The sequence below is a fragment of the Streptomyces sp. NPDC001843 genome (assembly GCF_042891955.1).
Classification (GTDB): Bacteria; Actinomycetota; Actinomycetes; order Streptomycetales; family Streptomycetaceae; genus Streptomyces.
In genome coordinates, this window is record NZ_JBIATQ010000023.1 from 81,347 (window position 1) to 92,196 (window position 10,850).

At 68.0% G+C, this 10,850-nt stretch carries 11 protein-coding genes; 4 read left to right on the top strand and 7 right to left on the bottom strand.

The annotated features are described in order from the left end of the window. Positions 1-10 precede the first annotated feature (10 nt). From ACFYZQ_RS37395 to ACFYZQ_RS37410, 4 genes are all read right to left on the bottom strand, one after another. Entirely contained in the window at positions 11-466 is a 456-nt protein-coding gene (locus tag ACFYZQ_RS37395) for a hypothetical protein (RefSeq protein ID WP_389158052.1), read from the bottom strand. Then, positions 463-2,271 (bottom strand): glycoside hydrolase family 15 protein, encoded by a 1,809-nt coding sequence (locus ACFYZQ_RS37400; protein WP_389158055.1) that lies wholly within the window; start codon positions 2,269-2,271, stop codon positions 463-465. The genes ACFYZQ_RS37395 and ACFYZQ_RS37400 overlap by 4 nt, the downstream gene beginning before the upstream one ends. Positions 2,272-2,449: 178 nt before the next feature. Then, entirely contained in the window at positions 2,450-3,088 is a 639-nt protein-coding gene (locus tag ACFYZQ_RS37405; RefSeq protein ID WP_389158058.1) for a hypothetical protein, read from the bottom strand. Beyond that, positions 3,085-3,288, bottom strand: coding sequence for a DUF5999 family protein (locus ACFYZQ_RS37410; protein ID WP_389158061.1), 204 nt, complete (start codon positions 3,286-3,288; stop codon positions 3,085-3,087). Before ACFYZQ_RS37410 ends, ACFYZQ_RS37405 begins: the two co-directional genes overlap by 4 nt. 818 nt (positions 3,289-4,106) lie before the next feature. On the opposite strand from ACFYZQ_RS37410, the gene ACFYZQ_RS37415 reads away from it, so the two are divergent. Then, positions 4,107-4,505 (top strand): ATP-binding protein, encoded by a 399-nt coding sequence (locus ACFYZQ_RS37415; RefSeq protein WP_389158064.1) that lies wholly within the window; start codon positions 4,107-4,109, stop codon positions 4,503-4,505. Beyond that, positions 4,505-5,572, top strand: coding sequence for an aldo/keto reductase (locus ACFYZQ_RS37420; protein WP_389158067.1), 1,068 nt, complete (start codon positions 4,505-4,507; stop codon positions 5,570-5,572). The genes ACFYZQ_RS37415 and ACFYZQ_RS37420 overlap by 1 nt, the downstream gene beginning before the upstream one ends. Before the next feature lie 77 nt (positions 5,573-5,649). Here the strand turns inward: ACFYZQ_RS37420 and ACFYZQ_RS37425 are convergent, their stop codons facing one another. The 3 genes from ACFYZQ_RS37425 to ACFYZQ_RS37435 are packed head-to-tail and all read right to left on the bottom strand — an operon-like array spanning position 5,650 to position 8,707. Then, the gene (locus ACFYZQ_RS37425) at positions 5,650-6,129 is read right to left on the bottom strand and encodes a PPC domain-containing DNA-binding protein (RefSeq protein WP_389158070.1); all 480 of its coding nucleotides are present in this window, start codon (positions 6,127-6,129) and stop codon (positions 5,650-5,652) included. A 35-nt stretch (positions 6,130-6,164) separates the two neighbouring features. After that, complete coding sequence (locus tag ACFYZQ_RS37430; protein WP_389158073.1) at positions 6,165-7,172, bottom strand: asparaginase; 1,008 nt, start codon at positions 7,170-7,172, stop codon at positions 6,165-6,167. A gap of 38 nt (positions 7,173-7,210) precedes the next feature. After that, on the bottom strand, positions 7,211-8,707 hold the full coding sequence (locus tag ACFYZQ_RS37435) for a hypothetical protein (RefSeq protein WP_389158076.1): 1,497 nt from the start codon (positions 8,705-8,707) through the stop codon (positions 7,211-7,213). A 191-nt stretch (positions 8,708-8,898) separates the two neighbouring features. Here ACFYZQ_RS37435 and ACFYZQ_RS37440 point away from each other — a divergent pair, with 191 nt between their 5' ends. Both ACFYZQ_RS37440 and ACFYZQ_RS37445 read left to right on the top strand, forming a co-directional pair. Then, positions 8,899-9,804 (top strand): helix-turn-helix domain-containing protein, encoded by a 906-nt coding sequence (locus ACFYZQ_RS37440; RefSeq protein ID WP_389158079.1) that lies wholly within the window; start codon positions 8,899-8,901, stop codon positions 9,802-9,804. Then, positions 9,801-10,034 carry a DUF397 domain-containing protein gene (locus ACFYZQ_RS37445; protein WP_355910715.1) on the top strand — a complete coding sequence of 78 codons (234 nt, stop codon included), beginning with the start codon at positions 9,801-9,803 and terminating at the stop codon, positions 10,032-10,034. The genes ACFYZQ_RS37440 and ACFYZQ_RS37445 overlap by 4 nt, the downstream gene beginning before the upstream one ends. Positions 10,035-10,850 lie beyond the last annotated feature (816 nt).

Consider the following 10,850-nt stretch of genomic DNA (forward strand, 5'->3'; position numbering starts at 1 on the left):
CAGGAGGTCCTCATACGAGTTCGGGTGTCGGAACGCGGGGCGGCACCGTCGCCGGACCGCTGTCGTTTTCCTCGCGCGCGCTGATCGCGGCCAGTGCCAGACTCAGAAGGAGCGGGGCCGTGAATGCGCGTCCGGCCGCGTTGCCTAACCTCGCCCACCGCGGCGAGCCGTTCTGGGTTCCGATCACCGGCGGCACCACCAACGAGCCCGTGTTCTGGTATTTCGCTCCGGGCGGCCACACCTCCCAGTGGGAGCCGGGCGGGAGCAGCAGGCTCCACCCGCCGTCGGCGGCGATGGCCGCACCGACCGGATGCGGTTCGTGGTGGGCCAGCACTCCGATCACCGCCCGGACAGCGCCCTCGGGCAGTGTGAGGACCTCGAAGCGGGCACCCACGGGGAACAGCCTCAGTTCGGGGCCGGCGCAGGCGCGGAACAGATCGAAAACCCTCGGATTTTGCGGGTTCATGCCGCCTCCGCAAGAGAACGGGCGCGCTGAAGCCGCAGCGCCGTGTCGATCAACGGCACGTGACTGAACGCCTGAGGGAAGTTCCCAACCTGGCGCTTGAGCCGCGGGTCCCACTCCTCGGCGAGCAATCCCAGGTCGTTGCGCAGGGCCAAGAGCTTCTCGAACAGCTGTTGCGCCTCGTCGATGCGGCCGATCATGGCGAGGTCGTCGGCCATCCAGAAGGAGCAGGCCAGGAAGGCGCCCTCGTCACCGGACAGCCCGTCCAGACCCGCCTTCGGGCCGGCGGTGCGGTACCGCAGGATGAACCCGTCCTTGGTCGACAGTTCCCGCTGGATCGCCTCGACCGTGCCGATGACGCGTTTGTCCTCGGGCGGCAGGAAGCCGACCTGGGGGATCAGTAACAACGAGGCGTCCAGCTCGCGGCAGCCGTACGCCTGGGTGAACGTGTTCCGCTCCTGGTCGAAGCCCTTCTCGCAGACGTCCCGGTGGATGTCATCCCGCAGCTCGCGCCACTGCTGGAGCGGCCCGACCGCGCGCCCGGCCTCGATCAGCTTGATGGTGCGGTCGACGGCGACCCAGGCCATCACCTTGGAGTGGACGAAGTGCCGACGCGGGCCGCGAATCTCCCAGATGCCCTCGTCCGGCTCCCTCCAGTGGTCCTGCAGGTAGGCGATCATCTTGAGTTGCAGGGCAGCCGTGTGGTCGTTCGGCGCCAGCCCTGCCTCCTCGGCCAGGTGCAGTGCCTCGACGGTCTCGCCGTAGACGTCCAACTGGAGTTGGCCGGCAGCTCCGTTGCCGATACGGACCGGGGTAGAGCCCTCGTACCCGTTCAGCCAATCCAGCTCCGCCTCGGCGAGCTCGCGCTCGCCGGCGATGCCGTACATGATCTGTAGGTTCTCCGGGTCCCCGGCCACCGCCCGCAGCAGCCAGTCCCGCCAAGCGCGCGCCTCCTCGCGGTAGCCGGTGCGCAACATCGAGGAGAGCGTGATGGCCGCATCCCGCAGCCAGGTGTACCGGTAGTCCCAGTTCCGCACCCCGCCGATCTCCTCCGGCAGGGAGGTGGTCGGGGCGGCAACGATCCCGCCGGTCGGGGCGTAGGTGAGCGCCTTCAGTGTGATCAGCGAGCGGACCACCGCATCGCGGTACGGACCGCTGTACGTGCACTGGCCGACCCACTCGCGCCAGAATTCGGCGGTCGTCTCCAGCGCCGAATGCGGCTCCGGGAGCGGGGGCTCGCCCTTGTGGGAGGGCTGCCAGCTGATGGTGAAGGCGATTCGCTCGCCGGCCCGAACGCTGAAGTCGGAATATGTCGTGCGGTCTTCACCCCGCGAGGCCACTGAGGCGTCGAGCCAGACCGAGTCGGGCCCGGCCACGGCCGCGGTGCGGGTACCGACTTGGTTCACCCACGGCGTCACGCGGCCGTAGGAGAACCGCATCCGCAGCGCGGAGCGCATCTTCACCTGGCCGCTTAGGCCCTCGACGATCCGGACCAGCTGAGGGGCGCCGTCCCGCGGCGGCATGAAATCCGTGACGCGTACGGTGCCCTGGAGGGTGTCCCACTCCGAGCGGAGGATCAGCGAGTCCCCGTCGTAGTCCCGCCGGTCGGCGGTCGGCGGTTTCACCCCGTCGGCGCAGGCCGGTCCCAGACGCCAGAAGCCGTTCTCCGTGGTGCCGAGCAGCCCGGCGAAGACCGACGGGGAGTCGAAGCGGGGCAGGCACAACCAGTCCACGCTGCCGTCCCGACATACCAGGGCGGCGGTCTGCATGTCCCCGATGAGTGCGTAGTCCTCGATACGCCCAGCCATGGAATATCCGTCTCAGTAGGTGCGGGCGCCCCGATGCCTGCGGGGGCAGGGAGCGCGGGTGGGTAGCAGGGGGTGATGTGCGGCTCGTCCGACGCCAACGGCGGTGCACGGGGCGGACGGGGCCGAAGTCCCGGCGAGCGCAGCCGGATACCGGGGGAGGGGCACGTCGATACCTCGGTCATCGGGCACCGCCTGTCGCGCTCAGGTCACTCAGGTCCACGGCGGTACAGCCTTCGAGCGACAGCACCTGACGTGTGGCCACGAGCCAGCGGATCGCGGGGTCGTCGTAGGCGACCATGGCGAGGTCGTCGCCGGGAACGGGCAGCAGAGTGCGTCGGTCATACGGAATGCCCGTGACTCCCCAGTTCACCGGCCGCTCGACCCAGGCCGCGACGTGCTTGCGCAGATGCGGGCAGTGCCTGACCGCGATGAGCGCGCACGGCGGGCAGACCGGTGCGGCGGTGGTCAGCTCTCCCTTGCCCACCGGCCGGCCGACGTCCTTGAGGAGGAACAACTGCCGCTCCGGGTCCTGCTCCAGGGTGTCGGTGCCGCACACCTGACACAGCATTCGGCTGATCGCCCGCCGCTGGCGCAGAGCGTGGATGGTCGGGAACAATGCCCTGCCAGACCCCGGAGCGATGGCCTGCCGGATCCACAGCACGCCTTCCATGTCGCGGTCGTACGGCATTTCGTCCGCGTAGCCGATTCCTTGCCTGGTGCGGTGCAGGACCACGGTGGGCACCGTGTGCGTCTCCGCGGTCCACGCGGTCACGTACGGCACCGGAAGGCCACCCTGCATATACCGATGGCTGGTCATGCGGCGGCACACGCCACGGCGCCGGTCACTCGACGAGGGGCGACGATCTTCCCGTCGGGAAGGATCTCGGCGATGTCATCGAAGAGCACCACGCCGTTGCACAGAAGCGACCAGCCCTGGTCCGGGTGCGCCGAGACCATGGTGGCGGCCTCGCGGTCCGTGGCCTGGGCGGAGGGGCAGGCGGGCTTGTGCTGGCACATAGCGAATCCTTGGGGGAAGCGGTGCTGCGTGGGGATGGCACGGGGGTTGAGAAGGGAAGGGATCGGCTGCCGCCGGGGGAAGCCCTCGCCGCGGCAGACAACGGGCGGGCAGGTGGTGCTGTCCAGCCGAATTACGTGTGCCTGGCGTTGCGTGAACCTGTGAATAGCGTTGCCCCTTGGGGGCGTTGTCGGTAGCGAAAACGGACCCCCACTTCTCCCCACTTCGACATCGGCGAACACAGTCGGGATTTCGCCCACGCGTCACTGGCCCCGCAGGCAAAAGGGGTGAATTCGGTCATTAGTCAGTGTGTCGAGGCTTGTGTGAGGGCCCACCGCTGGAGGTCGGCCGCGCCGCCCCCACTTCACCCCACTTCACTGGAAGTGCTTGACTGAAATGCGTGAACGGTGATAAAAGCGCTCGCGGGTGGGATAGTGGGGCTGAAGGGTCCCCCCATTTGCGTTCTGGCAGCTAAAAGCCGCTCTCAGCACTCCTATTGGCGTCAGCACGCGGTCGGAATCGGGTGCAAAGGGCGCCTTGTTCGTGGTCGCAGTGTGCCGGGGGAGCTGCGTAAAGACCGATCCTTTGGGCGGATCCTTTTCTCTGTGACTGTCGTCCCGCCTCGGTAAGTTCGCGAGCCCGGCGACGAAGTGGGGAGAAGTGGGGGGCCGTTTTCGCTGTCGCCAGCGCTGCGTGATGGGCCACGGTATTCACCAGGACTTGCCAGTCCGGCATCGCGAACGCAGCGAGGAGTGATCCCGTGCTTGGTCCCACCAGTACGGCCTTGGCACGCGGCCGAGGTCGCGCCGCCGGCGGCGCCGTGAAGCATGCCGCGCTCGACCTCCGCGGCCTCGACGCGCCGCAGAGCGCCGCCCGCCGCATAGTCCGCAGCGCGCTCACGGAGACCCCCGACGAGGAGTACAAGGACGACGTGGTGCTGGTCGCCGACGAACTGGTGGGCAACGCCCTCGAGCACGCCGGAGAGGCTCTCGGCATCTCCCTCGATCTGTACCCGTGGGGGACGGTTGTCCAGGTCCGCGACGGCGGCCGGGACACGGCCGCGGTGCCACGGAATCCGGTACGGGCCGACGATGACGATGTGAACGGGAGAGGCTTGTTTCTGGTGAACGCACTGGCAAGTGCCTGGCGGGTTCAGTATGACGACGCGGGGAAACGAGTCGTCGCGGTCTTTCTGCATCGAGCGGGTGACACATACTGATGCTGCCGAACGATCTCACCCACCGCCCCGTGGCCCGGGACTTGTTCCTGGGCCCTCTGGGCATCGGCACAGGCACCTCCCGGTGGGCCCCGACCGCCGTTCAGCCGGACGACGCGCAACTGCTCGACGGGCTGCGCCGCGCCGTGGAGTCCGGTGTGGAACTCATCGACACGGCAGACAGCCACCGGTACGGCCACGCCGAGCGGCTCATCGGCAAGATCCTCAAGGAGAACCCGGGCCACAACGTGCGGGTGTCCAGCACGGTCGGCCGAGTCCGGGGCTCTGCTCCCCACCCATACGCCGGTCCTCGCCTGCGGCACCAGCTCGAACAGACTCTAGAGAACCTCTACCTCGACGAACTCGCCGTCTACACCCTTGAGTCGTACGACTTCGGCAACAGCGACCGCTACCTCGGCCCCGTCGTCGAGCAGATGCGCGTGCTACGGGATCTGGGCCAGATACGAGCGATCGGTCTGCGCGGCCCGGATGGCCGCTCCTCGGCCCGTCTTATCGGCCGCTTCCTGGACCTCTTCGACCAGATCCGCCCCGACGTGGTCTGGACGCAGGCGAGCGGCTTGCTCCCGCTGGCCGACCTCGGAGACGGCGAGGACCTTGGCGCCTTCACCGCCCGACGCGGCGTCGGCCTGCTGATCGCCTCTCCGCTGGCCAACGGCGTCCTCGCCGGCCGCCGCCCGCGGACGGAGAGCCTGGCGGACGACCGGACGCAGGCGCAGACATCGGCTATCACGCACGGCCTCGCCGTACTGTCCGAGCGGTTTGGCTCGTCCGCTGATGCCCTGCTGCGGGTGGCCTTACGGTTCATCCTTCACCAGGTGCAGAACGCAGTGGTGATCGTCGGCGTGGGCGATCGGCAACAAGTAGGCCGGTACTTTGACTCTCTCGGCCAGCCCCTGTGCACCAAAGACCTGACGGTGATCGAGGAGGTCTTCCGCCGCATCCGAAGCACCGTGAGCCCTACCGAGGACCGCAGCCTCTCCGTGGAGGTGACCAGCCGAGGCGGGCGCGCATCCGTCCCCGTTCAGCAGGGCACCCCGTTGCGGAGGTAGGGCGGAATCCCGTCGTCCAGCACCTTCAGGGCCTGTTGCGCTCGGGCCCGCTGCCGGTCCGGCAGCAGACGACCCCCTCAGCTGGCCGTGCCGAAGCCGAGGAGAGGGACGTCGTACAGGTTCGGATCGCGGCGCCGCGTCAGCGCCGGGCCCGCCACGTCGCCGACGACTTCGACGATGGGGATCTCGCAGATGAACTGCACCTTCGCGCCGAGCAGGTGAGACACCCGCCCGTCGGCCGACGCGCCCTTGATGCCGGCCGCGACGTGAATATGAGGTGCCAGGCAGTCATTCTCCAGATCCCACGCGAGCGTCCCGCCACCGAGCGCCTCGAGCGTCTCGACGGTGATCTCCTCCCACAGGGGGGCCTCGGGGTCAGCGAGGGGCTCACAGGAGCCCACCAGGCGCGCAGAGCGGAACCCGCCGACGAACGTCGGGATGTATCCGGAGCGAATGTCCTGGTCTTCACAGAACCGCGTGAGTCCGTCGAGGAGGTCCTCCCCATGGTCGAGGGCGAGAATAAACTGCCGACCGGAATGGACCTGGGCGAAGCGCATGGTCGGGGGCGTCCTTCGTGCTGGTTGGGGCAGGATCAGGAGTAGTCGAGGAAGACCTTGGCGATCTCCGAGCGCGGTGTACCTGCGGCCAGGTGGGCGACCAGGAGCAGGCGGGCCTTGTACGGGTCGAGCGTGCCAGCGGAGACCAGGCCCCGGGCCAACAGGTCGCTCTCGGAGCCGGGGAAGGCGTAGGTCGAGGTAAGGACGGGCCCGGTGCCGATGCGCGACGCGAGGACGACGGGCATCGCAGCCGCCAGCGCTTCCAGCCGGGGAACCCACGTCCGGGGGACGTGGCCGGCACCGAAGGCGGCCACGACCAGCCCGGAGACCTTGCCCTCCAGCCCCTCCAGCAGGATCCCGCTGCTGCCCAGGGACGCGGTGACGACCTCCACCTCGGCCGGGGTGCCCGGGGCGCCGAGCGGCAGCGGGACGGCTCCGGTCCTCTTCAGGGCGCGCTGGAGCCGCGCTCTTCCCTCCACCAGACGGCCGAGCGGGCCGGTCGCCGGGGAACCGAAGGCGGCCGGACTGGTCGTGTGCATCTTCCGAACGTGCCGGGCGGCATGGATCTCGTCACCCAGGACGACAAGGACGCCTTGTTCCCGTGCCGTTGCACACGTGGCGGTCTGCACGGCGGCCAGGAGGTTCGCCGGACCATCGGCCCCCGCTGACGCGGCGCTGCGCATGGCCCCGGTGAAGACCACCGGCGCGCTGCCCCGGTAGTAGAGGTCGGTCAGGAACGCGGTCTCCTCCAGGGTGTCGGTGCCCTGGGTGACCACGATCCCGTCGACGCCTTCACGATCGGCCTGCTCCAGCCGGCCCACCAGGTCGACGATGTCGCTGGTCGTCAGGGACGCACCGGGCAGTTTCCGGAAGTCCTCCGCGGTGACCGCGGTGTCCTGGAGGCCAGGCACGGCGGCAACGAGATCGGAGCCGGTCAGAGTGGGCGCGACCCCGGACGCCGAGGCGGTGGGCGTCATGGCGATGGTGCCGCCGAGGGCCAGGACGAGAACGGAGCGGTGCGGATCACGGTCAGCAGAGGACACGAAGGGCCTTTCATGCCTGGGGGCGGCGTGGACAGGTCTCATTGGTCGGACGTGAGCTTGCCGAGGAAGAGCAGGGTCTCATCCAGCGCGTTCACCGTCAGCAGGCGGCTACGCGGTCGAACGAGTCCGGCGACACCGTACTCACCCAGGGAGCGGCAACGGGAGGTCAACCAGTCCCAGTCCAGGCCCAAGTAGCCGGAGAGCGCCTGCAGTCGGCTCGCCGAGTCCGCAGCGCCCGACAGGACGTCGTTGCCCTGTGCGTCGGCGAACGCTGCCGCGTACGTGCGTAGGTCACCCCGGGTCGACGTGCTGCCGGCGGCCCAGAGCGCCCCGCCGGGAACCCGCACCCAGTTGGCGACAACGGCTTGCTGACCGGGGACCAGGGCCACGCCGTCCACCTCTGAGTATTCCGGCTTCGGTATTACCCGCACCCGGATACCGACGCGTTCCATGAGCGCGATCGCCAACAGCAGCAAGACTCTCTCGTACCGCTCGGACTGGGCGACTTCACCTTCAGGCAGGCAGAAGACCCGGACGGTCTGCGTAGAGGCACTGTGGAAGCGCGTGAGCGCCTGGAGGTAGTCGAGCTTGTGTTTGAAGAACAGCCAGGGGGCCGCTTCCTCCCCGCTCTGCTCGCGTGTCCAGAAGGTAGGCACCTCGGTGGCGTTGGCCAGCTCCTGCTGGATGTGCTGGGCGCAGAATGCCGACCCCATCCAGCTGCTGCCTGCGGCGGTGAGGTCTACGAGCAACTGGCTGGGCGCTGATCTCGGTAAGGACAGGTAGGTGCTGATGAGGTGCCGCTCGCTGTCGAGGACTTGGTCGTCGGCCAGGAGGCCGTCGTCGAGTTGAGTGAGCGCCCAGATGATGCCGTACGTGAGGTCGTCCAGGAGGTAGGCCGAGGGAATTGACAGGGTTCTGGCGGACTGCGGTCCCGGTCGGCCCGACCTGCGGGCGGACGCGGCTTCGCGGACGTACAGGTCCAGGTCGCTACGTCGCTCCTCGACACCGACGATGAATCCGCGGCGCGCCGGCCGTAAGAACCCCTCCAGGTCGCGCTGGCCATCTTGGCCAAGGTCGTCGGGGTTCACTTCCTCGCCCCGCCTGATGACCGGGAGAAGGTGCACTGCGGCGCTCGTCCCGTCCAGGCGGTGGCGCCCGGTGATCTCCCAGGTCCCAGCAGGGCCGCCTGCGGGGATCAGCATGCTGGAACTGGGCCAGCGGGATCCGATCTGCGTTGCCACCGACCCCACGGCCACCCGGGACTCGCTCGCATCCGGTGCCGGGCTGAACAGAACCTCAACGGGGTGCCCGAACATGCGCTCCAAGATCTGCGCCGCTTCACCGCGGGGCCGGCCGTACCAGCTGCCGGAGGACCATCGGTCGAACGTGGTACGCCCCAGGCTGACCGTGGCGAGACGGCGGTTGCCGGTCTCGCGGGCGAGCTCCCGGCCGGTGGCCGTGTAGGGCACGCAGAACACTTCCCAGGTGGTGAGGTTCTGCTTCTTCAACAGGAGGCTGAACAGCGTCCGACGCATCGCGGCGGCCCCTCCCTGGGCGTGTGCGGACAGCGGAGCAGCGGAGCGACCTCCACGCGTGGCGACGGGCGCTGCACACTTCGTGACCCTGGCTAGGATGCTCCCAAAGGCAAGCTGTTAGCAATATGGTCGAGCAAATTGCGCGACCATATTGCTTGTAGGGAGGGCGACGAGCCGTCAGACTGGCCACCATGCCAGAAGCGAAGACGCCGTGGTCGCTGACGCTCAGTGAAGTCGGCCTGCGCCTAGAGGACTTGCGGGAACGCCGGGACCTCACGCAGGGCGACGTTGCAGGCCACGAAGTGCTGCGCCGGCGCGGAGTCAAGATCGACAAGAGCGGGCTGAGCCGACTCGAACGAGGGCAGCGCCGACGTGTGGCCCGGGATCTCATCGAAGCGCTGCTTGAGGTCTACCAGGCCAGCGACTCCGAGAGTTCAGAAATCCTGGCACTACTGGGGGCGGACACCACTCCGGCCGGTCGACCACGTCCTGCCCTGTGGCGACGCAACGCACACTTGCTGGGACCGATGCAGTTCGAGGGCTTCCTGAAGATGGAGCGCCGGGCCGCTGTGCTGTCCAACTATGAACGGGACATCTGGCCGGGCCTCTGCCAGGTCGAGGAATACGCCTACATGGTTATCGCCCAGATGCGGCCCGATCTGCGTCCCTCCGAGGTCAAGGCACTCGTCGACGTCCGCATGGACCGCCAGCAGCAGGTGCGAGGGGGTGCACTCGCCGAGTTTCGCGCCCTGGTGGACGAGCATGCGCTCCATATCGTCGGCGACGACCTCAGCGTGGCGAGGCGGCAATTGGAACGAGTTCTGGAGGAGTCCCAAGACCCTCGCAACACCATCCGTATCCTGCCTGGCGCCGTCGGATTGCACCCGGGGTCTGCGGGCCCGTTCGTCCTGATGGCCTTTCCGGAGGCCGCCCGCCAGGTTGTGTGGGTCGAGACGATGGTCAGCTCGTTGTACTTCGACGGGGAAGATGATGTGCAGCGCTACACCGCGGCTTTCACCAACCTGTGGGAGCGGGCGCTGGACCCCGACGAGACGCGCACGCGCCTCAAGAAAAGGATCAAGGAGCTAGAACAGTGACAGCGAAGCCGGACCCGTCCTCGTTCGACCTCACGTCGGTCGAGTGGACGGTGTCCAAGTACAGCGGCGGCGGCGGGAACTGCGTGCAGGTCGCCGTCAAGGACGGGTACGTCCTGATCGGTGACTCGCAGAACCCTGGTCGTCCGCCCCAGGTCTTCACCCCGGCCGAAGCCAAGGCGTGGCTGCTCGGCGCGAAGGACACGGACTTCGACTTCCTGCTCGATCTGTGACCCCGTCCTAAAGCACGGCACGACAACGGGCCGGCCCCACGGCAGATGGGGCCGGCCCGAGCGTTCCTGCCCGCTGCCCGGCCCAGCCACACGGGGAATCTCGTCCGCAGTCCGTGGCCGCCGTCTCCGAGGCATCGCCACCTAAAATGCCGTTCAACGGCGCACCGCCCTGCCGCGGGTTGCTCTCCTCGTCGTGACGGACCGACCCAGTCGACGCCGGCCGTCGCTGACTTCGTCATTTGGGTGGGTGGAAACGGGCGAATTATTCCCCTCGGTTTCCCAGGACGGTCGTGATGCTGCGGCGAGCCTTTCCCGCGTCGCGTCCGTGCCACATCAACCCCTCATGAGACGGTAAGTAGGGGTTCGCCGACGGCAGACAAGAAATAGCGCCGAAAGACTGGAAAGCTAGGCCAGAGCCATGTCAACGTACAACGTTCCGCGAAACGCCAGGTCAGATGGTGCTACTCGTCGGCTGCGCTCAGGTTTCCGAAACTGCTCGGAATGACGCGTTGCGTGAGTTGTCCCGCTGGCGTGGCCCCTACTTGGGAGGCCCGTCTGTCAGACTCTGCTATCCGATCTGCCCGCTTCACCTCACCTGCACTCTTTGTCCTTGGCGGACCGAACGCCTGGATCGGCCAAACGACCGACGGGTGCTTACCTTTCGGTATCCACTGGGCTCTGCGTCTACGTCTGCCCGTCCGGCCTCGATATCTCAACCGGTTAATACTGCAGCCGCAGTTACGGGGGTCGGTGGCCGCGGCGGCGGTAATGGCTGATCCGGGCTCGGTGTTGGTGGCGTCGCCGCCAGTGTGACCA

Excerpts from the sequence above, each read along its gene's own strand:
- ACFYZQ_RS37395 (WP_389158052.1), bottom strand. The coding sequence starts at position 466 with ATGAACCCGCAAAATCCGAGGGTTTTCGATCTGTTCCGCGCCTGCGCC.
- ACFYZQ_RS37400 (WP_389158055.1), bottom strand. The coding sequence starts at position 2,271 with ATGGCTGGGCGTATCGAGGACTACGCACTCATCGGGGACATGCAGACC.
- ACFYZQ_RS37405 (WP_389158058.1), bottom strand. The coding sequence starts at position 3,088 with ATGACCAGCCATCGGTATATGCAGGGTGGCCTTCCGGTGCCGTACGTG.
- ACFYZQ_RS37410 (WP_389158061.1), bottom strand. The coding sequence starts at position 3,288 with ATGTGCCAGCACAAGCCCGCCTGCCCCTCCGCCCAGGCCACGGACCGC.
- ACFYZQ_RS37420 (WP_389158067.1), top strand. The coding sequence starts at position 4,505 with ATGCTGCCGAACGATCTCACCCACCGCCCCGTGGCCCGGGACTTGTTC.
- ACFYZQ_RS37425 (WP_389158070.1), bottom strand. The coding sequence starts at position 6,129 with ATGCGCTTCGCCCAGGTCCATTCCGGTCGGCAGTTTATTCTCGCCCTC.
- ACFYZQ_RS37435 (WP_389158076.1), bottom strand. The coding sequence starts at position 8,707 with ATGCGTCGGACGCTGTTCAGCCTCCTGTTGAAGAAGCAGAACCTCACC.
- ACFYZQ_RS37440 (WP_389158079.1), top strand. The coding sequence starts at position 8,899 with ATGCCAGAAGCGAAGACGCCGTGGTCGCTGACGCTCAGTGAAGTCGGC.